Here is a 26,123-nt window from a genome sequence, read left to right on the forward strand (position 1 = left end):
GCTACTAAGCCGCCTGTGCTTTTTGCATACTCAGCACTTGATAGACGAAGCAGGCAAACTGCTCAATAATATAGTCAGTCTGTTGCTCAAGCCCTTGATGTACGCTCATGAAATGCAGAAATCCATGCGGCGCGCCAAGCACAGTATGAGTCTCAACCGCCACGCCATGACCTTTTAGTTGCTCAGCATACGCAAAAGCTTGGTCACGTAGCACATCCAGCTCAGCGGCTACAATATAAGTCGGGCAGACTTGTCGGTTATCACTAGTCATCGGAGAGATCAGAGGATGCTCGCGGGTGAGCGAACTGTGCTGCAAGTAAGCGACATCGAATACCGCAATATCAGCATGGTCCAATAGTAAGCCTTCACCGTATAACGCCCAGCTAGGATAGTCGGTTTCGATATCTGTCACTGGATACAGTGGCATTTGCGCCATAGGTTGCGGCAAGTGCTGTAGTAACTGGTAAGTACTTTGACCCGATAAACCTAGATCTTGCCATGAGCTGGCCGTTGGTGCAGCTATTTGTTGGGCTAGCAAAGAGGCCAGACAACCGCCAGCACTGTCACCGGCCAACACAATACGTGTAGGTCGAGCTCCGAGCGTATGACAGTGCTCAGCTAGCCAAGCGTAAGCAGCAATACAGTCTCTAAGAGCAGTTGGTGCAGGATGTTCAGGAGCTAAACGATAATCAACGCTGACTACGGCCCAGCCCGTTTTTGCACAAATAGCATGGCAGAACTCATGATGAGTGTCGATATCACCAATACAGAATCCACCACCATGCATAAATAGCATGACTATTTCATCAGCATTGGAGCGGTGGCTAGCCTTTGGGCCCGCTTGGTAGCAGCGAACCTTCATAGTAGCTTGATCACAGCCCGTATCTCTATCTTCGTCAGCATTAGCAATAAGCTTATCTTGCCAACTAACAGCAGCAGCGCTACGTTTAATAATAGGTTTGATAGCCAGCAGCTTATTGGCACGATATTGCCGCCATACTTTTGGGGTTTGCATCGCAACCGCATCAGCAGCAAACCTTTGGCGTAAACCGCCTAATTCTGCAAGCTGTAATGGAGTTTTGAGCTTAGCATTGACCGCCAGTATCAAGCGTAAGTGCGCATTAGCATGCAGATATTGCTTGGAGGTTGGGCCTTGTAAATAACTCACAAAGCCTTCTAAAAAAGGCGCAGGAACATAGCCTATAGTTTTTAGCACATAGTGCAAGGTATGCTGCTTATATTGGGCAATAGGTTTATAACTGAGTACTTTGCTAGCCATAGCATTAGTCACAGAGCGCTTGTTGATGCAGATGACCATATCAGCGCTGCTGTCTTGTAGCTGCTTATTAGTAGTACCACCCAAAACTGCAGGGTTAAAACTGCTAGCGGTCCTATTGAACACTTTGCGCAATGAGACTGAGCTCGTAGATAGAACTGACATAACATTTCTTCCTGATAATTTTTTAACGGTCATGCTTATAACTGGCCAAAGCGTTGATTGTAACTATCATCGACTACAGCTAGCATTAGTTGCCAATAGAGTTGATGATAGCTATAGACTGATATAAATCTCTAGTTGCTGCATGCCAAAATATAATAAGACAATCTACAAAAATATTAAGTGTCATTTAGTAAAAGTATGCGGCTAAAAAAGTCTAATAATACTTTTGAGCATAGTTGTAGTGCTAATAACAGCCAGCTTATATAAGGTCTATTACTGACTAATATAACGGCTAGTTGCCAACCTCACTAGTCACTCTAGCCACTGACTATAAAGCTCTACTTGTTAGTCTTTTTACCGCTTTTATTACTATATTAGTGAATATCTAGCATTAATTAAAAAAATTCCTCTACTTTAGGCTTGAAATTGATGACCATCACCTTTATCAAGCAGCTATCGAAAGGTATTTCAATCAAAGGACTAACGATGCTAGCGTTATTAAAAAATAGCTAGCCAAATAAATAGCTAAATAACACTTGTGAGCGTACAAGTATCTGCATCTGAAAGTTCTGTTTTTATCTGCTTTATCAGTTTTTAAAATTAACTATTTGCACTCAATTATTCAAATCACAAGGAGTTATCATGAGCGAACAAACCCCAAACCATGAATTCGATACTAAAGATCCAAAGGCAGCACAAAGCAATATCGATCGTGAAGGTAGTGTCTTAGAAGAGACGATTGAAGAATTTAACCCTGAGGTTAATGAAGGCGACAATCAAACTATCGATAACGACATTAGCATTGAAGCCTTTCAAGCACGTATTGCTGAGCTGGAAAGTGAAGTCAAAAAGTCTAAAGAGAGTACTGCTCGCGCTAATGCTGAGACTTATAATGCGCAAAAACGTATGGAGCAAGAAGCTGATAAGAGCAAAAAGTTTGCTTTGCAGAAATTTGCTAAAGAGTTATTAGAAGTGGTTGATAACTTAGAGCGTGCTATTGAAAACGTTAATGATGATGACGCTGTTAGCGAAGGTATCAAGCTTACTCATAAAGCGCTTATAAGCGTATTGAACAAAAACGGTGTTGAAGTGGTTGACCCAGCTGGCGAAAAGTTTAATGCTGATCTTCATGAAGCGGTTGGTATTGATCCACAAGCTGCTGCAGACACAGTAGGCGTAGTGCTACAGAAGGGTTATAGTTTAAACGGTCGTCTATTACGTCCAGCTATGGTGCAAGTCGGTCAATAGTTTTAGTCAAGGCTACTTTAATTCTGTGGGTAGATAACCCTTGTTAAAGGTAAGGGTATTGACAAAACTTCACATAAAAGCGAATTATTGTACTGTTAGCGACTTGAAAAAACTTAGACTCAAACCGATATAAAGCAACAAGTAACCGCTTAGCAGCATAACCAATCAGCTGATAAGCGCATTCATAATAGAATTATCAATAAAACATTAACAGACTAAAACTAATTAGGAGTAATTAACGATGGGTAAAGTCATAGGTATAGATTTAGGTACTACTAACTCATGTGTCGCTGTATTAGAAGGTGACTCAGTCAAGATTATTGAAAATGCTGAAGGTACTCGTACTACTCCTTCAATCGTTGCTTATAAAGATGATGAAACTTTAGTAGGTCAGTCAGCTAAGCGTCAAGCCGTTACTAACCCGAACAACACTTTGTTTGCTATTAAGCGTCTTATTGGTCGTCGTTTTGATGACAAAGTCGTGCAAAAAGATATCGGCATGGTGCCTTACAAAATCGCTAAAGCAGACAACGGTGATGCTTGGGTCGAAATCAATGGCAAAAAACTAGCGCCACCACAAGTTTCTGCTGAAATCTTGAAAAAGATGAAAAAAACAGCTGAAGATTATCTTGGTGAGAGCGTTACAGAAGCCGTTATTACGGTACCTGCTTACTTTAATGACTCACAGCGTCAAGCTACTAAAGATGCTGGCAAAATCGCTGGTCTAGACGTTAAGCGTATCATTAACGAGCCGACTGCTGCTGCACTTGCTTATGGTATGGACAAAAAGCAAGGCGATCGCACTATCGCAGTTTATGACTTAGGTGGTGGTACTTTTGACGTATCAATCATCGAGATTGCTGACGTTGATGGCGAGCAACAGTTCGAAGTATTAGCAACTAATGGTGATACTTTCCTTGGTGGTGAAGATTTTGACTCAGCATTGATCGAATATTTAGTTGCAGAGTTCAAAAAAGACCAAGACGTCAACCTAAAAGGTGACTCTCTAGCGATGCAGCGTCTAAAAGAAGCTGCCGAAAAAGCTAAAATTGAGTTATCAAGTGCTCAAAGTACTGAAGTAAACTTGCCTTATATCACAGCTGATAGCAGTGGTCCTAAGCATTTGGTAGTTACCGTTAGCCGCTCGAAGCTTGAGAGCTTAACGGAAGCTTTGGTACAGCGTACTATGGGTCCTTGTAAAATCGCTATCGATGATGCTGGTCTAAAAACCTCTGAAATCGATGATGTGATCTTAGTAGGTGGCCAGACTCGTATGCCATTAGTGCAAAAACAAGTGCAAGAATTCTTTGGTCAAGAGCCACGTAAAGATGTTAACCCTGATGAAGCGGTAGCCGCAGGTGCAGCAATTCAAGGTGCGGTATTGTCTGGCGAAAAAACAGACGTCTTGCTACTTGACGTGACGCCTTTGACACTTGGTATCGAAACAATGGGTGGGGTATTGACGCCAATCATTGAGAAAAACACTATGATTCCTACTAAGAAATCACAAGTATTCTCAACGGCAGAAGACAACCAGCCAGCAGTAACGATTCAGGTTTATCAAGGTGAGCGTAAAATCGCTAACCAGAATAAACAGCTTGGTCGTTTCGACTTGACGGACATTCCACCAGCACCACGTGGCTTGCCACAAATCGAAGTAAGTTTCGATATCAACGCTGATGGTATTATGAATATTTCAGCTACTGATAAAGGTACTGGTAAAGCGCAAAGTATCCAAATCAAAGCGGATTCTGGTTTGTCGGACGAAGAAGTCGAACAAATGGTGCGCGATGCAGAAGCGAACGCCGCAGAAGATGAAAAGTTCGCTAACTTAGCACAAGTTCGTAACGAAGCTGATGGTCGTATCCATGCAGTACAAAAAGCACTAAAAGATGCTGAAGATAAAGTTACTGCAGAAGAAAAATCATCAGTAGAAACTGCTATCTCTGAGCTTGAAATGGCTGCTAAAGAAGACGATCATGATGACATCAAGTCTAAACTTGAAGCATTAGATAACGCTTTCTTACCAGTTAGCCAGAAGATCTACGCTGATGCTGGCGCAGGTAGTGAAGGTATGGATCCAAGTCAGTTCCAACAAGGCGCAGATTCAGCAGCTGATAACAATCAGGCTAATGATGATGTAGTTGATGCTGAATTTACAGAAGTAGAAGATGATAAGAAGTAGTCTTCTAAAGCTTAAGTTTTTATAGAAGCTATTGATCTGTATAAAATAAAAAACGCACCTTTCGAGGTGCGTTTTTTTATGGGCAACATCAGCATAAGATAAGATTTCTCTAAGCTTTAAAGGCGCTCACTATTAGTACTTCGTAAGTCAAAATAACACAAGGTTTGCCTAGTTGATCTTTATTGCAGAACTGCTGCCAATAATCCTGCTCAAATTGTTGCAAACGGGTTTTTGTCCAAGTAAAGCCCTGATTGTCATTTACCTGTGCTTGTGTGCGATTGGTCGATACGCCGGTTAATTGCATATGTTTTAATACGGCATAAGGATTGGCAAAGGGTAAATCAAAGCGTTGAATAGTTAATTCAATATTTTCAAAATCAGCATCCGCTAATGCTGACTGCCATTGTTCAACCTCTGGATACTGTAATCCTTGACCGGTTAAAGCTTTGATTTGCAAAAAGTTATTTGCAGTAAAAGTGTTAAAAATTAATTGGCCTTTGGCTTGTAGGCGCAGCGCTGATTGTCCTACAAAGCTCAATGGATTATCAAACCATTGCACAGTATTGGCGCTGATTATCAGGCTATGGTTTCCTTGAAGGTCCATAGTCTCAGCATCACCGATCGCTATCTTGGCAGTGGCCAAAATTGATTGCAAGGTAGCCTCTTGTTCAGCGCACAACTCATTGATAAACCACTGCTGACTTTGAATATGCGCTGCTATCAGGCGGGTCATCTGGCCTGTCCCTGCACCGATTTCTAACACACTGTCTTGCTCAGTATCAGCAATATTGGCTAGTAAATATTGACAGACTCGCTGCTGAATATTGGCATGCTGGTCATAGTGGTTTGCACTGGCAAAATGGCGAGCAATGGTTTGCTTTCTGCTACTAAAATTGTAAGGTGGAGCGAGGGTTGTCATAATATTCGTTACATCCAAATAAGCTGATTGTCGCTTGATAGCATGACTAGTATCTAAAACTATAGTTGTTGCATGAGCTGTTGGCAGTCCGCATCTGTCAGCCTAGCGTTCATGACCAAGCGTATACGAGCGCTATTGGCAGGGACAGTAGGGGGTCTGATAGGCAGCGCATAAAAGCCAGCTTCTTGTAATTGTTGAGCCTTAGCAATAGTCCGAGCATTATCGCCTAATATATAAGGCACAATATGCGAATGATAAACGCTATCTTCAGTAGTCGCTGATACTCGGTATTGTGGAGCTATGGCTTGGCTGATCCTCACCGATAATTGAGCCAAATGGGCGCGTTGAGCCGTTAGTTTTGGCATTTTTGCTAAAATAAATCGCGTCCAAGCGTGATTTATTGGCGGTAAGGCGGTGCTAAAAATCAGTGGCCGCATATAGTTAATTAGCCATTGTCTAGCGACATCATTGCACATTATATAAGCCCCAACCGAGGCAAAAGCTTTACCAAAAGTACCGACTAAATAATCTATATCAGCTAGAGTATGAGTCTCTTCTGCTAGTCCCAAGCCTGTGTTACCTAAAATACCGATGGCATGGGCTTCATCGATATACAGCTCTATGCGACAGTCCCTAGCTTTTAATTGTACTAACTTAGGTAAGTCAGCGCGGTCACCATCCATACTGAAAATACTTTCAGTAACAATAATAATGCGCTCAACGCTTGGGTCCGCTTGCTCAATAAATTTAGCCAAATGCTCATAGTCATTGTGTCGGTAACGACGATAAGTGACTAGCTTACTTTGGCTCAAACGTAGGCCATCGATAATGCTCGCATGTACCAGTTTGTCAGCTAGAATAAGGGTGTTAACTGGCAATGCAGTTAAGGCTGGTAAGATACCAATATTGGCATGGTAACCACTGTTGAATACTAATGCTGATTTCGTTATGTCATCTCTGCTTACTGCTGCTTGATACCACTTCTGCAATTCAAACTCTAGGGCTTGTAGCTGGGTATCGTTACCGGTGAGCAGCCGTGAAGAAGTAGCACTCATTCTAGGTATTTGTGTCACGTCTAACTGTGCTATTTGGTTAAGAAACTCAGTCTGTAGCTCAGGATCAGCGCCTAAACCAAGATAATCATTACTAGCGATATTGAGTAGTTTTTTGCCCTTAATAATGACATGCGATCCCTGATGCTCTAGATTTGACAAACTGCGGTACTGCTGTTGAGACCTTAAGATCTCTAACAATTGTTGCATCTGGTCCACTGTAGGACTTGTCATATTAATACATTCCTGTAATTTATTTCAACTTTATGGCATTAGTTATAGGTTTAGTCAGTAGGAAGTATTGCACAAACCGCCTACTTGTAACAAAAAATTTCATATATCAAGTTTTGTAACTAATGATACGACAAACACTTGCAAAACTTAACTCTCGGACTGCTAAACACAGACAGACTGAAATAAATATTTTGTTAATATAACCCCATCGTAAGCAAACAAGGCGATATGGTTATTACTGCTTTTATCAGTAGTGTTAGAAGTTGTTTAGATGACCTTAATATAAATAGATAGCTTGTTTGTCAAAATACACCTTAAAGGAGAACACAATGAAAACTTTACAAAAAACTTTACTTGCTCTAGTAGCGGGCTCATTAGTTAGCGTAGGCGCTCAAGCTGCTATCTCTTATGGTAATGGTTATACTGGTCAGCCATACGTCGGCGTCAAAGTCGGTCAGTTTGATCTAGATGTTGATAACGCTGACAAGCCTACTGCTTATGGTGTATATGGTGGTTACAACTTCGATCCTAATTTCGGTATAGAAGCTGAATATGTTGGTTCAGATGATGCTGACTATAGAGGTGGTGACATCAACGCCAAAACTTATGGCGCTTACGGTACTTACCGCTATGCTTTCGCTGACACTGGTCTCTACGCTAAAGGTAAGCTAGGTGTTGCAAAAACTAAAGTAGAAGGTGACTATACTACTAGTATTGGTAATGCTCAATTTAAAACTGATACTTACTCAAATAGCGAAACTAGCTTAGCTGGTGGTGTTGGTCTTGGTTATGCTGTAAACCCAAGTTTTGGCGTTGAAGCAGAATATGACATCCTAGGTAGCGATGCTAACTTGATGACTGTTGGTGCCCATCTAAAGTTCTAATTTAACGGCATTCAATGTTCAGATTATAATGTTCAGATTATAAAGATATAAAAAAAGATATAAAATAAGAAAACGACCACTAAGTTGGTCGTTTTTTTATGTCTATAAATCCTGTTATAAAATTTTGTTTGGTGCTGCACTTTACACAATAACTAATAGTATAATACTGATTTTTAAGACAATATGAATAGTTGAACTGTGTTACATTAAAGTATAGAACCACAAAGAGGGAGGAGACAACAATGATTGAAACTATCTATATGATCGAGCCTTGGCATTGGCTGGTATTAGGTTTTCTACTATTGATTGCTGAAATATTTATCCCTACTTTTGCTAGTCTTTGGTTCGGGGCTGCGGCTATTATTGTTGCGGCTCTAGCTTGGCTATTGCCAGTGCCTATATTGCTGCAAGTTCTTATTTGGCTGACTCTATCAGTGATTTTTATGTTCGCTTGGGTCAAGTACATTAAACCTTTGTCAGTAGACCGTACGAAGGCTGGACTCGGTGGCAGTGTCATCATTGGTGAAACTGGTATGATCGTACTCAAGCCTCAAGGCACCGCGCTGGGAGTAGTACGTTTTAGTGTCCCTATTGTCGGAGCTGATGAGTGGTCTTGTCGCACTCAAGGTGAAGTAGTTGAAGTAGGCGATAGAGTAGTGGTTACCGATATCGTAGGTAATGAGCTTATTGTGGCGCTAACTAAACGTATTGCGGTTGCTAATGTTTTGCAACCTGATATCAGTGTCGCTATTGAAAGCCGTCCTGTAACTAGTGATATTAGAATTAACCGATTGAATCTTAGCAAGCCTAATCTAGACAGCGTGCGCCTCGAAAAAAAATTTACAAATAAGTAATGCGCTTAAGTTGCTGCTCAATTGGTCTCAATAAGAGGCACTTCTTGACCGGCTCTTAGTTAGATAACCAATAAGGTAGATAACCAACAAGTTATCGCAAATAAGTTATCGCAAAACAATTCGTTCAAAGATCTGTTATCTAAAAATAATAAGCGCAAACACATACGAGCTTGCTGCATTATTATCGGCAATGGCTCAAGGAGAGTATTATGAATAGCATCTTAAGCAATCTTAATGGCGTCAGTATTGTTATGTTGGTACTAATAGCCCTGATTGCCTTGACTGTATATAAAGGGGTGCGTATTGTTCCTCAGGGGTATAAATGGATTGTCCAGCGTCTCGGTAAATATCAGCAGACGTTAGAGCCGGGTCTGACTCTAATTATCCCTTTCATCGATACTGTTGCTTATAAAATCACTACCAAAGATATCGTGCTTGATATTCCCTCACAAGAAGTCATTACTCGTGATAACGTGGTCATCATCGCTAACGCCGTCGCTTATATTAGTATTGTGCGTCCAGACAAAGCGGTCTACGGTATCGAAGACTACGAATATGGTATTCGCAATCTAGTCCAAACCTCACTGCGATCTATTATAGGTGAGATGGATTTGGACAGCGCTTTATCTAGCCGTGATGAGATTAAGGCTAAACTCAAGCATGCTATCTCAGAAGATATCGCTGACTGGGGTATCACCCTAAAGACGGTCGAGATTCAGGATATTAATCCATCACAAACTATGCAAATGGCTATGGAAGAGCAAGCTGCTGCTGAGCGTCAACGTCGTGCGACAGTGACTCGGGCTGATGGTCAAAAACAAGCTGCTATCTTAGAAGCTGATGGTCGTCTAGAAGCGTCGCGCCGTGATGCAGAAGCGCAAGTGGTACTCGCAAAAGGATCAGAGGAGTCTATTCGCCTTATTACTGGTGCTATGGGCAAAGAGGAGATGCCAATTGTCTACTTGCTTGGTGAGCAGTATATTAAAGCCATTCGCCAGTTAGCAGAATCTGATAACTCCAAAATGGTAGTACTACCTGCTGATATCCTGAGTACAGTTAAAGGTATGGTAGGCGACAAACTAAAAGTTTAACAAGCAATGTTTTAAGCTCGTTAGAGCAAATAAACGGCTAGTAAATTACTAGCCGTTTATTTTTTTATAAGCTGATTATAGCTACTCATCTATAGTAGCTACCCACTAAAATCAGCTAACCTATAACCTTGCTACTAATAAGGTATGATAAGTGTCCACTTTGTTAATACTATTATTTACCCACTGAAAATAAAAAGATCGAGGAGTTTCTACCATGGAAAAAGCTAATAAAAGTAATAAGAATAGTGAAATAATTAGCGTAAATGATTTTGTTCAGGGAACGCCGTTACCCTACAGTGTATTAAATAATCAATACAGCAATGCTGCTTATCCCGGTAAAAAGTTAGAAATTCGTAATGGTGGTTTCGGCTCTGACGCTGTTGCCCATCCGACCAACGCTAATCAATTTTATGTACTCACTGATCGGGGACCTAATGCCGACTTTGAGGGTAGCGCTGGTGCTGGTAAGTTGTTCTTACTGCCAGACTATACCCCACGTATTGGATTGTTTGAACTGCAAGCTGACGGCCAAATCATAAAAATAACAGAGATTTTGCTCAAAGATACTAAGGGCAATCCTATCAGTGGTTTACCCAATCCAAAGGCTCTTGGCGGCACTAACGAGATTCCTTACGATGTCAGAGGTCGGCTGATGGTTGTTAATCCTGAGCTACCATTCAATGAGCTTAGCAATCCTATTAGGACTGATATCAACGGCTTAGACCCCGAAGGACTAGCGGCTTTAACAGATGGTAGTTTTTGGATTAGTGATGAGTATGGCCCGAATCTAGTGCATTATAGTGCTGAGGGAGTAGAGCTTGCTCGTATCAATCCTTTCGCTAATGATAAACGTAATAATGTGCTAATCGATGGTACACCCTTATTACTACCGCCTGAACTTAGCCATCGCCGTGCCAATCGTGGCATGGAGAGTTTAACCATCACCCCCGATCAAAGCACTTTAGTCGGTGTTATGGAGTCAGCGCTGGATAATCCTGATAGAGTAGGTGGCAATTCAGACTTGACTCGTATCCTAACTATTAACTTAGTTACGGGCCAGATTGCCCAATATTTATATCGCCTAAATACTGCGAAGCACGTTAACTCTGGGATCGTAGCATTAAGTAGTACTGAGTTTTATGTGATTGAACATGATCGTAAGATGCCATTACAAACAGCCAAAGCGCAAAAGTATATTTATAAAATAGACCTCTCGCTAGCGACTGACATAGAAAGCCTTACTAGCGCTGTGACTAGTAATAAATATAGCGTTAATCAAGATCAAAACTTAGGGTTAATGATTAATAACCAAAGCTTAGAGCATTTCTTAGCCTTCGATGATAACAACTGGCAAGTTCTTGCAGATATGGATATCAATCCCGTTAGCAAAACTATGGTAGTTGATGTGATCGCCACTTTAGACTATCCACACGACAAGCTTGAGGGTTTATGGCTGCGTCAGGATGGCTCGCTAGGCTTATTGAACGATGACGACTTCTCTATAACAGATGCCGATACTAGCACTGCTACCCTAGAGAATTTAGCTTCCATCATTGAACAAAAGTATCTAGATACACAGAAGACTATAGAAGATATAAATCGCTTGTACTTAGTAATGCCTAGCCAATAGGGTTAACCAACCAACCAACCAACCAACCAACAAACCAACAAACCAACAAACCAACAAACCAACAAACCAACAAACCAACAAACCAACAAACCAACTTTAGCTTCTTTTGAGTTAATTTTTAACTAAAAAAACACCTCTAATTAAGAGGTGTTTTTTATTATGGGTAAGCTGTTTTAAATAACTTTAGAAAAGCGATTTTTATGTTTTTTCTCAAGATATTCATCAAATACCATGGCCACGTTACGAGCTAACAAACGGCCTTTAGGCCTAATACGAATACCAGCAGCATCCATATCTACTAGCTTGTCTGCTTGCATCTCGCCTAACTGTTGAATCTCCTCGATAAAGTAAGTAATGGCATCGATACCGAACTTCTGATTGACGTCTCTAAAGTCGATATAGTCATGACAGAGTAGATTCATAATCACATATTCGCGCAGACGATCTTTGACTGAGGTTTTGATATATTTAACTGCTGGCAAGACGTTAGGGTTGTCATTGACCGCCCTGTCAATAGTGTCTTGATAAACCTGTAAATCAGTATGGTTCTGTAAGATATAACGGCTATTGGCATTAGTAATCTGGCTGATTGCCGACACCCCAAAGCCCAATAAGTCACAGTCACCCATGATAGTGTAGCCTTGGAAGTTACGATGCAGTTTACCTTCGCACTGGGCTACTGCTAACTCGTCGTCAGGCTTAGCAAAGTGATCAATACCAATAAACTGATACCCGGCAGCAGTTAGAGTATCGATAGTATTACCAAGCATATCGATTTTAGCGCTTGCACTTGGTAAGTCTTCATCCTTGATCTGTCGCTGCGCTTTAAAGCGTTCGGGCAGATGAGCATAGTTAAATACCGATAGGCGATCTGGTGACATCTCAATAATACGTTGTACCGTTCTGTCTAATGTCGCTGGCGTCTGATGCGGTAAACCGTAAATTAAATCAATGTTAATAGAATGAAAACCTAATGCTCGTGCTTCGGCTAAGATATTAGCAATCATCTCTGCTGAATGAACTCGATTCACTGCAATCTGCACCGCTTCATCTAAATCTTGTACGCCGAGACTAATACGGTTAAAACCAAGACCTCGCAAGGTTTGTAAGGTCTGCTCACCAAGCTCTCGTGGATCTATCTCAATTGAATAATCACCTTCGCTTTCAGGTAAAAATTCAAACTGAGTCTGCAAAAACTGCCACAACTGTACTAACTCTTCATCACCTAAAAAAGTCGGAGTCCCACCGCCTAAATGTAGCTGCTTAACTAAGGGTTTGTCACCGTTGTTGGGGTTGGCCAACAAGCGACGTTTATGTTTTATCTCGCTTATAAGGTATTGTAAATAATCCCCTGAGTCGCTGTTCTTTTTGCTAATGATTTTATTACAAGCGCAGTAATAACAAAGATGACGACAAAAAGGAATATGAAAATATAGCGATAGCGGCGCACGTGCTTCACGCTTTTCTAGGATCTGTGCTTCGATTCCATCTGGTATCGGCGTAAACTCTAGCGCGGTCGGATAAGAAGTATAACGAGGACCCGAACGGTTGTACTTATTCACTAAAGCTTCATCAAAGGCTGGTAGCTGTTTATTACCACTAGTGCCCCGCAAACTGGCATAGGGGTTGTTTACTTCTACTAAAGGACGTGCAGTAGTAGGTTGCTCATTGGCGTGATTGTAGGGCTGCTCTGGGGCATTATTAGAGATTGAATTAGAGTCTGACATGCGATCTTCCTTACGTTAGTGCTATTTAGGTCTACTATCTTTTTAAGGTTATCGCTTACGATATTTATAGCGCAATAAGTGAGGTGTAGTATAACAAATCCTTGTCGGCAATAGGGTGGCCAGTAAGTGCACATCGACAAGATAAATCCGCTATAAACCAATATTAATTATAAAAAATCTTCTCCAAGACGCCCTATATATGCCTATTTATAAGACACGCTAAATAGAGGTCGTCCTAAAATAACTCTTTATAAAGTCACTCATAAACGTTGACTCCCTATTTAACACTACAAGATCGTATAGCCTATTTTTATCAAAATACACAACATTTGCGCACTACTACCTAATACTCTATTATCAAAAGGTCTCCTTATCAGGAAAGCCTAATGTCGTTTGCCCAAGTTTATACTCGTTCAGTGGTAGGTTTACATGCGCCAGCTGTGATTATCGAAGTGCATTTATCACAAGGATTACCAGCGTTGACTATCGTTGGTCTGCCCGAAGCAGCAGTGCGTGAAAGTAAAGATCGGGTACGCTCGGCTATTTTGAACTCAGGCTTTCAGTTCCCTAATCGGCGGTTGACTATCAATTTAGCACCGGCAGATTTGCCTAAAGACGGCGCGCGACTTGATTTGCCTATTGCTATTGGTATCTTAGCTGCCAGCGATCAGCTCGATCCAGAAGTATTATCGGGGTTTGAGTTCATTGGTGAGCTGGCTCTAAATGGTGAGCTTCGACAAGTCACAGGCAGCTTGGCAGTAGCCCGAGCTATAAAAGCAGAAGACCTAGTGCAAAAAAAACAGCAACGGCAAAACACAGAGACATTGCTCAATAAAGACACATTGCCGAAGAAACAACTATCAGAAAAACAACCATCAAGTACAGACTTACTAAATAAACTAACCGAAGAGCCGCTAACTGAGCCACAGCAGTCGCGACAGTTGATAGTACCTAAAGCTAATGGGGCGGAAGCCAGTCGGGTCGAAGGCATCGAGGTCTTAGCGGCTCAGAACCTAAAGGCAGTCTGCGATCACCTGCAAGCCTTAGCTTATCCAAGTGAGCAGATTGAGCAGTTGCAGGTTGTAGCGCCAACTCCTGCACAGCAGCACGCTGGTTATAAAGTGGATTTGGCAGATGTCAAAGGCCAGCATCATGCACGGCGAGCATTAGAGATTGCAGCAGCAGGGGGTCATTCCTTATTGTTCACTGGGCCGCCAGGTTCTGGTAAGACGTTAATGGCTTCAAGACTACCCACGATATTGCCAGATTTAAGCGCTGAGGATGCACTAGAAGTCGCTAGTACCTACTCAGTAGCCGATAGCGACTACGATTATGGCACTAGACCATTTAGACAAGTTCATCACACTATATCGGCGGTGGCGCTAGTCGGTGGCGGCTCACGGCCTAAACCGGGCGAGATTACGCTGGCGAATAAGGGCGTGCTATTTTTAGATGAATTGCCTGAGTTCGAACGTGCGGTATTAGAGGTACTACGTCAACCGTTAGAAGCTAAGCAAATTACTATTAGTCGTGCCAATTCGCAAATGACTTTTCCAGCGAACTTTCAGCTGGTAGCTGCCATGAACCCTTGTCCTTGTGGTTATGATGGCGATGCTTCAGGACGTTGTCGCTGTCGTCCTGAGCAGATTAAGCGTTATCAAGATAAACTATCAGGCCCACTGCTCGATAGAATTGATCTGCATATTACCGTGCCAGCGCTACCGATTGCCGATTTACAAAATGCGCAAGCTGGCGAGAGTTCTGAGCAAGTAAGACTACGAGTAGCCGCAGCTCACCAGCGTCAACTGCAAAGGCAGCAAAAGGTCAATAACCAGCTTAGCCCTAGCGAGATTGATGACTATGTGCCGTTAGGAGAGGGCGAACAGCAGTTATTACAGTTAGCACAGCAGCGCCTTAATTTATCAGCACGTGGCTACCATAGAGTCCTGCGAGTAGCGCGTACTATTGCTGATTTAGCGGATAGTGACAGCGTTACCAGCATTCATATATCTGAAGCTCTAAGCTATCGCAGTAAATAGCTGATTAAGTAAAGCGGTGTTTATAGTTAATGCTAAATCAAAACAGTACAGCTCTTACAGCGTGCTATTGGTATAAATTTTCCTTGAGTGCTACCTTTCCAGAGGCTGCACAAAATTCATCCCAGTAGCACTTTATTTGTTAACCTAGTATTTCATTTTATAGGGGAGCTATATAAGACGAGTTTTGTATACTTGAATCCTGCCATTTTCGACAAACCACTAAAAACACTATCGAACCAACTAAGGCTAACAGCATATCCGATTGAGTATCCCAAACATAACCTTGAGTACCCAAAAACGCTTCTGCATCTTCACCTACGGCTAACGCGGCCCACCATTCTACTAGCTCATAAAAAGCACTGAATGCTAAGCAAAAACACAATACAAAAGTCACTAGCCAGCGCTCATTTTTTACGACTTGCAAGCGCAGTAGTATTTCTCTAGCAATACAAGCGGGGACAAAACCCTGAATGAAATGGCCGAGCTTGTCATAGTGATTACGCTGCCAACCAAACCATTGGGCAAAAGTGTCAAACAATGGTACTTGTGCATAAGTGTAATGACCGCCTATCATTAATACGATGCAATGCAGCAGGATCAAAGCATAAGTTAATCTTGATAAAGGGAACTTCTGATAAGTCACTGCTAATACTACTAAGCCAAGTAAAGCAGGAAAGACTTCTAAAGACCAAGTGAAATAGTCTTTAGGATCAATAGCTGACCAAATTAGCACCACAAAAAATATCAGTAGCCATAGTAATTTAAGCGAGTAAGTCGGCAAGCTGCTTTTGTTATCTATCAAAATTTAACTACCCTTTATTAGGCTGGATTTTTTACAGCTGATTATGGCTTTATTAAAATAAAATACCAGCCTTGCCCACCGCCCTTTATTAGCCAGCCTAGCTGTTCAAAAAAGCAGCGCTAAAAACCGAAGGGCTATTCGCTCTATTACTGACTGTATTACGCTAGGATGGATAGCAATTACTTTTATCCTAATTTAAAACAAGCCAGTAATATTGCCAGCATCATCGATGTCTATAAGCTCAGCAGAAGGACGTTTAGGCAAGCCCGGCATCTTCATAATAGCGCCACAAATGACTATAATAAAACCAGCCCCAGTAGAGATGCTGATATCACGTACTTGCACATCAAAGCCAGTAGGTCGGCCAAGTAGCTTGGCATTGTCGCTGAGTGAATATTGAGTTTTTGCAATACAGATAGGCAGACCCGCTAAGTTAAGCGCTTCTAAGCGTTTTATTTTAGACTGCGCAAGATTGCTAATAGCTATATCCTTAGCGCCATAAACCCGCTGCGCAACTGTGCGAATTTTATCCTCAATACTACTGTCATTATCGTAGGCAAAGCGAAACTGACTGGGCTTATCAGCTTGGCTATCGAGTAGACGTAACAATGCCTGTGCCAAGGCTTCACCACCAGCACCGCCTTTTTCCCATACTTGGGTCAAAGCAACTTCCACGCCTCTGTTACGACAAGCTTGGCGTATCAATGCCACCTCAGCATCACTATCACTAGAGAACTCATTGATAGCCACTACTACTGGCATGCCATAGACGTTTTGCATATTGTCGATGTGCTTAAACAAATTCGGTAGACCGCGCTCAAGGGCGGGCAAGTTCTCGGTCGTCAGCTCATCTTTAGCAACGCCGCCATTGTACTTTAGCGCTCGAATAGTAGCGACTAGCACTACTGCATCGGGAGTTAGCCCTGATAACCGGCATTTTATATCGAAGAACTTTTGTGCACCAAGGTCGCTGCCAAATCCAGCTTCAGTCAGAGTATAGTCGGCCAAATGGGTAGCGACACGAGTGGCAATCACTGAGTTACAACCATGAGCTATATTGGCGAAGGGGCCACCGTGGACGATAGCTGGTGTGCCCTCAATAGTCTGTACTAGATTCGGTTGTAAGGCATCTTTTAGCAACGCTGCCATAGCACCATGAGCTTTGAGATCTCTGGCGTAAACAGGCTGTTTGTGGTGGTTGTAAGCGACTAAAATATTGCCTAAACGTTGTTTTAAATCGGCCAAATCAGTAGCTAAGCAGAAGATGGCCATTACCTCAGAGGCCACGGTAATATCAAAGCCATCTTCACGCATCACCCCATCAGTCGTTTTACCTATACCGCTGATAGTGTTGCGTAGCTGCCGATCATTCATATCTACTGCCCGTCGCCATAGTACTTGCTTAGGGTCGATACCCAGCTCATTACCTTGGTAAATATGATTGTCTAGCAATGCTGCGAGTAAGTTGTTTGCTGCACCTATGGCATGAAAGTCGCCAGTGAAATGCAGGTTAATATCTTCCATCGGCAGTACTTGCGAGTAGCCACCGCCAGCAGCACCGCCCTTGCTGCCAAACACTGGGCCTAAAGAAGGCTCTCGCAAAGCTACTATAGTAATTTGGTCAGATTGTTGCTGCTTATGCAGACGATTCAAAGCATCGGCCAAGCCAATAGTAACCGTAGTTTTGCCCTCGCCAGCAGGAGTAGGGTTGATAGCGGTGACTAAGATTAGTTTGCTATGTTTAGTCTTTGCCGGTTTAGCAAACACATCATTAGGGTTTATTTTGGCTTTATAGTGTCCATAAGGTTCTATATTGTTAGTAGCTAAGCCAATTTTGGCAGCGATGCTATTGATCGATTGCAAGGTGGCGCTTTGGGCGATAGCAATATCGCTAGGAACAGTGGACATAGGGAACATCTCTTTAAGTTTTTGCCAGCATTTAGCCTATTTAATATTTAGCCTATTCAACTAATAAGTTATTTTGCTAAGCGCTTATTTCGCCAACAGATAGGCAAGTAAGTCAGCAAAACTATCAAAAACTTGCGTAGGGTTACTATCACCGATGTGGTTGCCGTAATTATAGCCGTAAGATAAGCCCAAGGTATCGATGCCTGCATTCTGGCCTGCTAAGATATCGTTAACAGAGTCACCAATCATAAAGGCTTGTGCTGGCTGAAAGTTAAGAGTTTCGCAGACGTGCAATAGGGGCGCAGGATCGGGTTTTTTCACCGGTAAGCTATCACCGCCTAATACTACGTCAAACAACGGTGTCCATCCTAAGCTCTCTAAGATTTTAGGTACAAAGCGTATCGGCTTATTAGTTACTAAAGCTAAAGTAAACCCAGCCGCTTTTAATTGCTGCAACCCTTTATCAACATCAGGATAAGCCAGCGTTTTGCTTTGGCTAATATTACTATAAGCATCAAAGAATAATTGCTCAGCGTGATCGGCTTGCTCTGTTGTTAATTCTCCTGCCAATACTTCTGTTTTACCAAGCAAAGCGCGCTCGACCAATAGTCTTGAACCATTACCTACCCATTGCTTTATAGTCTCCAAAGAGTAAGTCGCTTTACCCAGCTGGCTAAGCATAGTATTAGTAGCATCAGCCAAATCTGGCACGCTATCAATTAAAGTACCATCGAAATCAAAAATTAAAAGTTGCTTGGTCATTATTTATTCTCATTATTGTTAGTTAGTTAGTTAGTTAGTTAGTTAGTTAGTTAGTTAGTTAGTTAGTTAGTGATAGAGAATTAAGGAGCTCTTAGCTAGAGCTAGCAGCTTGTCTACCTACCTTAGCATAACGTAGGATGGAAGCTGGTTCTTGCACCGTTATTATTAAGGATATTAAGGTTATTAAGGTTATTAAGCTTCTTTATAGCGTTTACGGTGTTCAGCTTTTTGCTTGAGATAATCTTCATTGTCACGGCATTTATCCCAAGTCAGCTTAAAGATACGTGCGGACTCTGCTTTTATCGGATCTTCTTGCTGGCGGGGTAACTCTTCACGACCATGAGCACCACTTTGACCTTTTTTATCATCGGGTACTGGCCCTTTATATTTTTTGCCGCCTTTATGATTGGCGTAGCGACGAGCGCGGGTATAACCCATTTGAATAAACTTACGCGCCATATCAGCGCCAACGAAATCATCAGCCGCCAGATAATCTAAAAACATCTGATAAATAGTCTCGCTGCTCTTAGTGGCGATATCAGGAGTGGCGAAGCGCCAGTGCGGTAGTATCTCAGATTTATAAGGCTCTACTAGCAATACCCCTTGCTCGCCACGACCCACTCGGTAAAGTTCAGGTTGCGCACGTAAATCTAGGGTCTTATAATCCAAATCATAATCAAATTCTTGCATAGTGGTTCGCCTCTCTTATTCACTATCAGTCACTATTTATGAACTTTAGTATACTCAGCGTACTGATATAAAAAATAGCACAGAAATGTTATCTGAGCGTGACAGTAAAAGGTTAAAATACTGTTAAACAGCGCTATACAAAAATAGTAATCTTTACCACATCACTTTTAGACCAATAAAACAGGACGAGTCATCATGGATAGAGTCATTACCGACAACATTGGGTCAGCTTGGTGGTCTAAGAGCGTAATATTGTTATTATCAGCGCTGTTATTGATGGTTATGAGTATTAATAGTGCCCATAGCGCTTGGTTCCAGCGTTTATTGCCAAAAGACGATGCTTATATTGTCAAAGATGTCGAGGGCGATGAAGTGTTTGTGATTAATAACTTTATCTACGATGCGCGCCAAACCTGCAATTTAACTGTAGGGGATAAGGTCATATTTGCTGATAGTGAGTACGGTGTTGATTATCGCGCTACTATTTATAATTTAAATTCGGCAACGTATTGCGAGCTGTTGTTAAGAGACCCAGTATCCTAGAACTAGCGTCATAGAGTTAGTATCGTAGAATTACAGTCATACAGCCAGTATTGTAAAACTATTATCATAGAGCCAGTATCAGCACAATAAAACTACGCCTATTACAGTATTAATAGGCGTAGTTAGAGATTTACCAGCCTACAAAATTGCAGGCATAAAAAAGCCCCAAACATTGCTGTTTAGGGCTTTTTATTTAACTATTCGTTTACTACTAAATTCTATTAACGAAATGGTGGCTCGAGGCAGGTTCGAACTGCCGACACACGGATTTTCAATCCGTTGCTCTACCGACTGAGCTATCGAGCCGTCTTCGTTGAGGACGCTATTAAACTAAATATCGACTCTTCTGTCAAGTGATTTTTGCATTTTTATTTAAAATAATTTAATTTAGGGCAAAAACTAGCTTTTAACGGTCAATAACTGATATTCGCTCATGATGCGATGAATATCCGCATCGACAGGGACGAATTGACGTACGCCTTTTTTGACCTCAGCATCGTAGACCGTTTTGATAAACTTGGCATCAATAGCTCGGTTACGGTTTTCGACATGTACCGTCAAGTACTGTAGACGCTTAGCATCAGTTTGCCCATCATCGAAGCAGGCGACAGCGGCAATAGGTTTGTCATTGAACATGCCGACATATAGGCATTGTCCACGCTTAAAACCTTGCTCAATAATGGCCAATACTTCGGTACCATCTGGCTGATTGTCATCAGTATCGTACAAGGCTTGCAAACGCTCAGCCAATTCATTGTCGCGAGTTGTTTTGCTCATTAGCGGAGCATCTAGTCTATTAATGGCGATTGCTTCTAATGGCATAACCGTATCCTATAGTGTGTTAGCGCTGATTAGCAAAATGTTAGTAATGATTGATAATAGTAAACTCACTATTTTAACAGAATAGCGCAAATATGTACGCCCTTTCATCTCCTGCCATAGCCCTAGTTGCTGCACTTTGCTATGATAAGGCTATCATCCAATTATCCATATAAGAATATCCTTAAAGGGCTATCCTTATACCAACATCCTCATATCTATAAATCCTTTTTTACAGAGAGTAGCCATGACTGCCAATTCTACTGCACAACCTGAAAGCCAAAACTTGCCTGCAAACTTAAACTTACATGGTCGCCCAGCACGTATCGCCACTGTAGAGCGCATTACGGCTGAGACCCAAGTCACTTGTACCGTCAACCTTGATGGTACTGGCCAAGGCACTGTTGACACTGGCGTACCGTTTTTGGACCATATGATCGATCAAATCAAGCGTCACGGTTTATTTGACTTAGATATCAAATGTAATGGCGACACTTTTATCGACGATCACCATAGTGTCGAAGATACTGGCATTACCCTTGGGCAAGCCTTCAATAAAGCGCTTGGCGATAAAAAGGGCATTCGTCGTTACGGACATTTTTATGCGCCACTAGACGAAGCTTTGACCCGTGCGGTCGTCGACTTATCAGGTCGCCCTGGTCTGCACATGGACATTCCGTTTACTCGCTCGCATGTTGGTCGTTTTGATGTCGATTTATTCAGTGAATTCTTCTATGGTTTCGTCAATCATTCATGGATGACTGTGCATTTAGACAATCTAAAAGGTAAGAACAGCCATCACCAGATTGAGTCTACCTTTAAAGCCTTTGCTCGTGCCCTACGTATGGCCTGTGAATATGATGAGCGGGCGCTAAATACGCTACCATCGACTAAAGAGGCGTTCTAAATGAGTAAGGCGACCAAAATTGCATTGTTAGATTATGGCATGGGCAATTTGCACTCAGCTAGCAAAGCCTTATCAGCGGTCGGCGCAGAAGTGTCGATCACTAATGATCCCAAAGTTGTCGCTGCTGCTGATAAAATCTTCTTTCCAGGGGTTGGTGCTATGCGCGCTTGTATCGCCGGTATGCAAGAGAACGGCATTGACGAAGTGATACGCCACGCGGTGTTTAATAAGCCGGTGATGGCGATCTGTGTGGGCATGCAAGCGTTGTTTGAAGACTCGGCTGAGAATGATGGCACGCCTTGCTTAAATGTCTTGGATGGCAAAGTCAAAGCCTTTGATCCGACGTGGACCGATGAAAACCATCAGCTTATAAAAGTTCCACACATGGGCTGGAATACTATTACTGGTATGGATTTGGCTCATCCGTTATGGCGAGGGATCAAGGATCAGTCGCACTTCTACTTTGTGCATAGCTATTACTGTGAGCCAGCAGATAGTAGCCAAGTCGCTGCTGTTTGTGACTATGGCCAGCCGTTTTGCGCCAGCATCTTACAAGACAATCTATTCGCCACCCAGTTTCATCCAGAAAAGAGCCATAGCGCAGGCTTACAGTTATTGAAGAATTTTGTAGAGTGGGATGTGTAGCTAATCCCGCCTTCTGCTTGTATCTGCCTAGCCGCTGGCGTGTGGACTAAAGTGTCTGCTAGCGTTCGCTCTAGCCGAGCGACCACTCCCAGCCACAGTCCACAGCGCCATCGTCAACAGCAGGATACCTCGACAGTCGGGGCTAAACCGCACTGCGAGACCATGCTTGAGCGCTTTAATGACTTACACGCTACTTAGAAATGACTTACAGCTAATGATCGAAGCTTTGCTAATGGGGTTAAATTCTCTTTTACAAAGTGGTGATGAATTTATAACTGAAACTTTATAGTCGAGACTGTACAACCCAAGGCTTTAGAAGCAAGATAGGTAAAACGGTCAGCTTTTGCATTGTGACTTGATTGTGTTTGCTTATATTGTATTTGGTTAGAGGGTGGTTTTTTAAACTATAATATGCAGCCGTTAAGTTTAACCATAAGATGGGTTTGCGTCAGCGCAACTCATCTTTTTTATTGATTATAGCTACAATTTGAGAGAAAAAAGTGGATTTTACTACCTTCAAAATGGGCGTAATAGCAGCTACTGGCCTAGATAAAGATGCTCTACATATGTATGTGGGTATTAGTGTTTATCTGCTGTGTTTAGTATTGCTGCGTCCGATCTTCAAAAAGCAGGGCATAAGATCCTTTATCGCTTTAATTATTGTGACTAGCGTCGCCTTGCTAGGCGAATATCTAGATAACCGCCATATTATTGTACCAAAAGGTGTTTTCGCTTTAGGCAGCGAGGATATAAAAGCCAGCATTCATGACCTTATAAATACTTGCTTACTGTCTTATCTACTCTATGCCTTGACGATGTGGACCAAAATATTTCAGCCTACCAATGCAGCAACTAGAATGCTAAAACAACGCTCGTAGTTTAAGGTAGTCTGCCTATATAGCTTAGTTTTCTAATCTACTATCCTGCTGCTAATTATCACTTTTTGGCGGCTAGGCTATTAGCTCAACTCACCTCAGTTCATAGCCAAACAGCCAAAAAGCCAACTAGTTGTGCAGTCGAGCATCCTAAACGTTACAAAGCTTACGAAATATAAAAATTCTCATCTATTTAGTACTTCCTTAGTTTGTTATTTTGAATGCAGATTATAGCTGAATGGTTCTATGCATGATTTCTACCATTCTCGATTAACAATCCAATATAAATAATAAAATAGGAAAACTTATGAATATTCAACAACTACTAGATAAAGCCAAAGATACTTTAGGTTTAGAACCACAAGAGACTGCAGCGGGAATTTATATCCCTTCTACATCGTCACTTAAATTGGCAGCGCCTAATAAGACTAACTACGATAACACTGAGTACGATACGCCTTATACTGGCAATAAAAAAATTCTAATGGTCTGTACTGAGCAGCAATACATGACGATGGAGAATGGCAACAAGTTCGACACAGGCAATCATCCTGTAGAGATGATGGTGCCTTTACTGCATTTTAAAAAAGCCGGATTTGAGGTAGATGTCTTTACCCCAACGGGCGATCCTGTCAAAGTTGAGCAGTGGGCGATGCCAGAGGATGATGAGTACGTCAAAGCTATCTATAACGAATATAAGTCTAAGCTTGAGAATCCCAATAGTATCGCAGGCTTTGTGGCAAATGATATGACTGATAGCGACGACTATGCAGCGATCTTTATTCCAGGTGGTCATGGCGCGATGCTGGGCTTACCTGAAGATAAAAACCTTGGTGAACTATTGCGCTGGGCGGTAGATAAGGAGCTATTTACTCTAGCAATTTGTCACGGACCAGCGGCTTTATTGGCTGCCAATTTAGCGAGTGCTGATAGTTCAGAGCCACAGGATAAGTCTGATAGTGACTTTATCTTTAAAGGCTATGAGATAGTAGCGTTCCCTACGGGTATGGATAAGCAAATGCCGAAGATTGGTTATTTGCCTGGCACTATGCCTTGGTATTTCGGCGAAAAGTTAGAGAGTTTAGGCGTTACTATCAGTAATAAGCTGACGACAGGACAGACGCATCAGGATAGAAAATTAATCTCAGGTGATGGGCCATTAGCTGCCAATGATTTTGGCAAGCTTAGTGCTAAGGCGTTATTAGAGGCGCTGAACTAAAAGTCTATATAAGTTATTCTAAAATAAAACATAAAAGCTTATGGCATAAAAAACGGACTATTATAATAGTCCGTTTTTTTTTAACATAAAAGGCTTCGATGATTCATTATTTTAATGATTAAAGCCTTTTTAAGGCTAAAAGTTTTTTAAATTAGCTATTTAGCCTTTAGCATCTAGCATTGTCATACAGCTCACGTACCACCTCACCAATGACTTTAATACCTTCAATCAGCGTTTGCTCATCAGCAGCGATACTCATGCGGATACACTCGTGTGCATGCTTGTAGTCGTTAACATCGACCCCAGGGAAGAAGTATTTACTAGGGACAATCAGCGTGCCTTTTTGTTTTAGACGCTCATACAACTCAACGGTATCAATCGGCAAATCTTTAAACCATAGCCATAAGAAGATAGCGCCTTCAGGCTTATGAATGACTAAAGGATAGTCTCCCAAGGCTTCTTTTAATAGGCGTACGGCTAACTTGGCTTGCTGCTGATAAAATGGCTTAATCTCATTATCAGACAATTGCTTGATGCGATCGTCTTTAACCAACGGTGTAGCAATGGCCGCGCCAAAGCGAGTAGGGGCAAGATTGACTACCGCATTCATCGAGCTTACCGCTGCGATAACCTCTGGCGCGGCAACGATAATGCCCGTACGCACGCCCGGCAAACCGATTTTAGATAAGCTAAAGCATAGAATGGTATTGTCATCCCAATTGAGATGGGCATCAGAATAGATGATATTCGGGAAAGGCATACCATAAGCGTTATCAATAATCAGCGGCACTTCGTAGCGCTTAGCAATGTCGCTTAAACGGCTCATTTCTTCATCGGTCAAGACGTTACCCGTTGGGTTAGTCGGACGCGAACAGCAAATCGCCCCGATACGTCCTTCAACTAGCGCTGGCAAGTTCTCCAACGCTGCAAAGTCTACCCGATATTTAAAGAAGCCGTCTTCACCATCATGGCTGACTTCATCGATATGCGGTAATACAGCAGCAAAGTGCTGACCGTCGACATGCACATCGCTATAGCCAATATATTCTGGCGCTAGTGGTAGCAGGATAGATTTATCTATGGACTGGTTCGGCTCATTGTGCTCAGCAGACTCATTAGTAAAAGCACCGCCAAACAGGTTAAATAAGTAGAAAAAAGCGTTTTGTGAGCCATTGGTTAGGGCAATATTAGCTGCCGTCAAGTTCCAATCGTAATGACGATTAAAGAAGCCGACTAAGGCATCGATAAAGGCGGCATCGCCTTGTGGGTTAGAGTAGTTACCCATGCTATTGATAGAGGTAGTGTTCGTCTCACCTATATCATTATCATTACCAAGTGCTCTATAAGTTTCTAAAAATAGCTCGTTTACTGCTTCAATCTTGGCAGGATTACCACCACCCAGCATGTTGATTGGCTGATCGCTCTTTAGCGCATCGCCTAAGTCATCCATTAATTGTGAGATGCCTGTAGGCTGAGTAAATTTCTGACCAAATTTTGAGAATTTCATAGCGTTACCGTGAGGTTGGTTGTTTGATAAAGTGGCGCTATTATAGCAAATGAGTGGTGGGCTTTATTGAAAAAAACGCACGCTAAGTTAATAGAGAGCGTTTTAGATTTGAAGTTTTAGAGTTATAAGCTTTTGAAGCTAA

General features: G+C 42.1%; 22 protein-coding genes, 1 tRNA gene and 3 pseudogenes. 15 read left to right on the forward strand and 11 right to left on the reverse strand.

Annotated features, from left to right (window positions below; genetic code table 11):
* Positions 1-4 precede the first annotated feature (4 nt).
* Positions 5-1,441 carry an alpha/beta hydrolase gene (locus KZA12_RS08865; protein ID WP_218689990.1) on the reverse strand — a complete coding sequence of 479 codons (1,437 nt, stop codon included), beginning with the start codon at positions 1,439-1,441 and terminating at the stop codon, positions 5-7.
* Positions 1,442-2,083: 642 nt separating this feature from the next.
* On the opposite strand from KZA12_RS08865, the gene grpE reads away from it, so the two are divergent.
* Positions 2,084-2,689 carry a nucleotide exchange factor GrpE gene (gene grpE / locus KZA12_RS08870; RefSeq protein WP_201623715.1) on the forward strand — a complete coding sequence of 202 codons (606 nt, stop codon included), beginning with the start codon at positions 2,084-2,086 and terminating at the stop codon, positions 2,687-2,689.
* Between the two features lie 241 nt (positions 2,690-2,930).
* Complete coding sequence (gene dnaK, locus KZA12_RS08875) at positions 2,931-4,874, forward strand: molecular chaperone DnaK (protein ID WP_201623716.1); 1,944 nt, start codon at positions 2,931-2,933, stop codon at positions 4,872-4,874.
* Positions 4,875-4,983: 109 nt separating this feature from the next.
* Here the strand turns inward: dnaK and KZA12_RS08880 are convergent, their stop codons facing one another.
* Both KZA12_RS08880 and KZA12_RS08885 read right to left on the reverse strand, forming a co-directional pair.
* Positions 4,984-5,793, reverse strand: coding sequence for a methyltransferase domain-containing protein (locus KZA12_RS08880; RefSeq protein ID WP_218689991.1), 810 nt, complete (start codon positions 5,791-5,793; stop codon positions 4,984-4,986).
* Positions 5,794-5,852: 59 nt separating this feature from the next.
* The gene (locus KZA12_RS08885) at positions 5,853-7,079 is read right to left on the reverse strand and encodes an 8-amino-7-oxononanoate synthase (protein WP_218689992.1); all 1,227 of its coding nucleotides are present in this window, start codon (positions 7,077-7,079) and stop codon (positions 5,853-5,855) included.
* A gap of 329 nt (positions 7,080-7,408) precedes the next feature.
* Here KZA12_RS08885 and KZA12_RS08890 point away from each other — a divergent pair, with 329 nt between their 5' ends.
* The 6 genes and pseudogenes from KZA12_RS08890 to KZA12_RS15065 form a co-directional block, all read left to right on the forward strand.
* Positions 7,409-7,963 carry a porin family protein gene (locus KZA12_RS08890; RefSeq protein WP_201623719.1) on the forward strand — a complete coding sequence of 185 codons (555 nt, stop codon included), beginning with the start codon at positions 7,409-7,411 and terminating at the stop codon, positions 7,961-7,963.
* A 242-nt stretch (positions 7,964-8,205) separates the two neighbouring features.
* A pseudogene (locus KZA12_RS08895) lies at positions 8,206-8,658 on the forward strand (NfeD family protein); the annotation flags it as partial.
* Positions 8,659-9,068: 410 nt separating this feature from the next.
* Positions 9,069-9,908 carry an SPFH domain-containing protein gene (locus tag KZA12_RS08900; RefSeq protein ID WP_373416609.1) on the forward strand — a complete coding sequence of 280 codons (840 nt, stop codon included), beginning with the start codon at positions 9,069-9,071 and terminating at the stop codon, positions 9,906-9,908.
* Between the two features lie 214 nt (positions 9,909-10,122).
* The gene (locus tag KZA12_RS08905) at positions 10,123-11,538 is read left to right on the forward strand and encodes an esterase-like activity of phytase family protein (protein WP_218689994.1); all 1,416 of its coding nucleotides are present in this window, start codon (positions 10,123-10,125) and stop codon (positions 11,536-11,538) included.
* Positions 11,535-11,591: pseudogene (locus KZA12_RS15060) on the forward strand (hypothetical protein); the annotation flags it as partial. The gene KZA12_RS08905 and the pseudogene KZA12_RS15060, both read left to right, overlap by 4 nt.
* Positions 11,585-11,638: pseudogene (locus tag KZA12_RS15065) on the forward strand (hypothetical protein); the annotation flags it as partial. The pseudogenes KZA12_RS15060 and KZA12_RS15065, both read left to right, overlap by 7 nt.
* 73 nt (positions 11,639-11,711) lie before the next feature.
* Here KZA12_RS15065 and hemN read toward each other — a convergent pair.
* Positions 11,712-13,265, reverse strand: a complete 1,554-nt coding sequence (gene hemN / locus KZA12_RS08915) for an oxygen-independent coproporphyrinogen III oxidase (protein WP_218689995.1) — start codon at positions 13,263-13,265, stop codon at positions 11,712-11,714.
* Positions 13,266-13,651: 386 nt separating this feature from the next.
* Between hemN and KZA12_RS08920 the strand changes: the two genes are divergently transcribed.
* A complete protein-coding gene (locus KZA12_RS08920) occupies positions 13,652-15,304 on the forward strand; it encodes a YifB family Mg chelatase-like AAA ATPase (RefSeq protein ID WP_218689996.1) in 1,653 nt (550 codons plus the stop codon).
* A 157-nt stretch (positions 15,305-15,461) separates the two neighbouring features.
* Here KZA12_RS08920 and KZA12_RS08925 read toward each other — a convergent pair whose 3' ends face one another.
* The 4 genes from KZA12_RS08925 to KZA12_RS08940 all read right to left on the reverse strand — a co-directional run bounded on the left by KZA12_RS08925 (position 15,462) and on the right by KZA12_RS08940 (position 19,466).
* Entirely contained in the window at positions 15,462-16,106 is a 645-nt protein-coding gene (locus KZA12_RS08925; protein WP_373416605.1) for a DUF2238 domain-containing protein, read from the reverse strand.
* A gap of 195 nt (positions 16,107-16,301) precedes the next feature.
* Positions 16,302-18,014, reverse strand: a complete 1,713-nt coding sequence (locus KZA12_RS08930; protein WP_218689997.1) for a formate--tetrahydrofolate ligase — start codon at positions 18,012-18,014, stop codon at positions 16,302-16,304.
* Positions 18,015-18,098: 84 nt separating this feature from the next.
* Positions 18,099-18,776 carry a phosphoglycolate phosphatase gene (locus KZA12_RS08935; RefSeq protein WP_201623726.1) on the reverse strand — a complete coding sequence of 226 codons (678 nt, stop codon included), beginning with the start codon at positions 18,774-18,776 and terminating at the stop codon, positions 18,099-18,101.
* Between the two features lie 192 nt (positions 18,777-18,968).
* Positions 18,969-19,466 (reverse strand): DUF4385 domain-containing protein, encoded by a 498-nt coding sequence (locus tag KZA12_RS08940; protein ID WP_218689998.1) that lies wholly within the window; start codon positions 19,464-19,466, stop codon positions 18,969-18,971.
* Positions 19,467-19,661: 195 nt separating this feature from the next.
* Between KZA12_RS08940 and KZA12_RS08945 the strand changes: the two genes are divergently transcribed.
* Positions 19,662-20,009, forward strand: coding sequence for a hypothetical protein (locus KZA12_RS08945; protein WP_201623728.1), 348 nt, complete (start codon positions 19,662-19,664; stop codon positions 20,007-20,009).
* A gap of 230 nt (positions 20,010-20,239) precedes the next feature.
* On the opposite strand, the gene KZA12_RS08950 is transcribed toward KZA12_RS08945, so the two are convergent.
* Both KZA12_RS08950 and KZA12_RS08955 read right to left on the reverse strand, forming a co-directional pair.
* Positions 20,240-20,315, reverse strand: a tRNA-Phe gene (locus KZA12_RS08950).
* A 93-nt stretch (positions 20,316-20,408) separates the two neighbouring features.
* A complete protein-coding gene (locus tag KZA12_RS08955; RefSeq protein ID WP_218689999.1) occupies positions 20,409-20,831 on the reverse strand; it encodes a hypothetical protein in 423 nt (140 codons plus the stop codon).
* Positions 20,832-21,075: 244 nt separating this feature from the next.
* On the opposite strand from KZA12_RS08955, the gene hisB reads away from it, so the two are divergent.
* From hisB to KZA12_RS08980, 5 genes are all read left to right on the forward strand, one after another.
* Complete coding sequence (hisB, locus tag KZA12_RS08960; RefSeq protein WP_227677299.1) at positions 21,076-21,735, forward strand: imidazoleglycerol-phosphate dehydratase HisB; 660 nt, start codon at positions 21,076-21,078, stop codon at positions 21,733-21,735.
* Positions 21,736-22,380, forward strand: coding sequence for an imidazole glycerol phosphate synthase subunit HisH (gene hisH / locus KZA12_RS08965; RefSeq protein WP_201623730.1), 645 nt, complete (start codon positions 21,736-21,738; stop codon positions 22,378-22,380).
* Positions 22,381-22,419: 39 nt separating this feature from the next.
* Positions 22,420-22,578, forward strand: coding sequence for a hypothetical protein (locus KZA12_RS08970; RefSeq protein WP_218690000.1), 159 nt, complete (start codon positions 22,420-22,422; stop codon positions 22,576-22,578).
* Between the two features lie 302 nt (positions 22,579-22,880).
* Positions 22,881-23,258 carry a hypothetical protein gene (locus tag KZA12_RS08975; protein ID WP_218690001.1) on the forward strand — a complete coding sequence of 126 codons (378 nt, stop codon included), beginning with the start codon at positions 22,881-22,883 and terminating at the stop codon, positions 23,256-23,258.
* Between the two features lie 304 nt (positions 23,259-23,562).
* Positions 23,563-24,474, forward strand: coding sequence for a DJ-1/PfpI family protein (locus KZA12_RS08980; RefSeq protein ID WP_218690002.1), 912 nt, complete (start codon positions 23,563-23,565; stop codon positions 24,472-24,474).
* Positions 24,475-24,640: 166 nt separating this feature from the next.
* Here KZA12_RS08980 and KZA12_RS08985 read toward each other — a convergent pair whose 3' ends face one another.
* Positions 24,641-25,981 (reverse strand): valine--pyruvate transaminase, encoded by a 1,341-nt coding sequence (locus tag KZA12_RS08985; RefSeq protein ID WP_218690003.1) that lies wholly within the window; start codon positions 25,979-25,981, stop codon positions 24,641-24,643.
* Positions 25,982-26,123 lie beyond the last annotated feature (142 nt).

The sequence above is a fragment of the Psychrobacter sp. BF1 genome, assembly GCF_019279065.1.
In the GTDB taxonomy this organism is placed as follows: domain Bacteria; phylum Pseudomonadota; class Gammaproteobacteria; order Pseudomonadales; family Moraxellaceae; genus Psychrobacter; species Psychrobacter urativorans.

Coding starts and splice junctions, on each gene's coding strand:
- KZA12_RS08945 (WP_201623728.1), top strand. CDS start 19,662: ATGGATAGAGTCATTACCGACAACATTGGGTCAGCTTGGTGGTCTAAG.
- KZA12_RS08940 (WP_218689998.1), bottom strand. CDS start 19,466: ATGCAAGAATTTGATTATGATTTGGATTATAAGACCCTAGATTTACGT.
- KZA12_RS08980 (WP_218690002.1), top strand. CDS start 23,563: ATGAATATTCAACAACTACTAGATAAAGCCAAAGATACTTTAGGTTTA.
- grpE (WP_201623715.1), top strand. CDS start 2,084: ATGAGCGAACAAACCCCAAACCATGAATTCGATACTAAAGATCCAAAG.
- KZA12_RS08905 (WP_218689994.1), top strand. CDS start 10,123: ATGGAAAAAGCTAATAAAAGTAATAAGAATAGTGAAATAATTAGCGTA.
- KZA12_RS08880 (WP_218689991.1), bottom strand. CDS start 5,793: ATGACAACCCTCGCTCCACCTTACAATTTTAGTAGCAGAAAGCAAACC.
- KZA12_RS08920 (WP_218689996.1), top strand. CDS start 13,652: ATGTCGTTTGCCCAAGTTTATACTCGTTCAGTGGTAGGTTTACATGCG.
- KZA12_RS08900 (WP_373416609.1), top strand. CDS start 9,069: ATGTTGGTACTAATAGCCCTGATTGCCTTGACTGTATATAAAGGGGTG.
- KZA12_RS08955 (WP_218689999.1), bottom strand. CDS start 20,831: ATGCCATTAGAAGCAATCGCCATTAATAGACTAGATGCTCCGCTAATG.
- KZA12_RS08935 (WP_201623726.1), bottom strand. CDS start 18,776: ATGACCAAGCAACTTTTAATTTTTGATTTCGATGGTACTTTAATTGAT.
- hisB (WP_227677299.1), top strand. CDS start 21,076: ATGACTGCCAATTCTACTGCACAACCTGAAAGCCAAAACTTGCCTGCA.
- KZA12_RS08890 (WP_201623719.1), top strand. CDS start 7,409: ATGAAAACTTTACAAAAAACTTTACTTGCTCTAGTAGCGGGCTCATTA.
- KZA12_RS08865 (WP_218689990.1), bottom strand. CDS start 1,441: ATGTCAGTTCTATCTACGAGCTCAGTCTCATTGCGCAAAGTGTTCAAT.
- hemN (WP_218689995.1), bottom strand. CDS start 13,265: ATGTCAGACTCTAATTCAATCTCTAATAATGCCCCAGAGCAGCCCTAC.
- KZA12_RS08885 (WP_218689992.1), bottom strand. CDS start 7,079: ATGACAAGTCCTACAGTGGACCAGATGCAACAATTGTTAGAGATCTTA.
- KZA12_RS08985 (WP_218690003.1), bottom strand. CDS start 25,981: ATGAAATTCTCAAAATTTGGTCAGAAATTTACTCAGCCTACAGGCATC.
- dnaK (WP_201623716.1), top strand. CDS start 2,931: ATGGGTAAAGTCATAGGTATAGATTTAGGTACTACTAACTCATGTGTC.
- KZA12_RS08930 (WP_218689997.1), bottom strand. CDS start 18,014: ATGTCCACTGTTCCTAGCGATATTGCTATCGCCCAAAGCGCCACCTTG.
- hisH (WP_201623730.1), top strand. CDS start 21,736: ATGAGTAAGGCGACCAAAATTGCATTGTTAGATTATGGCATGGGCAAT.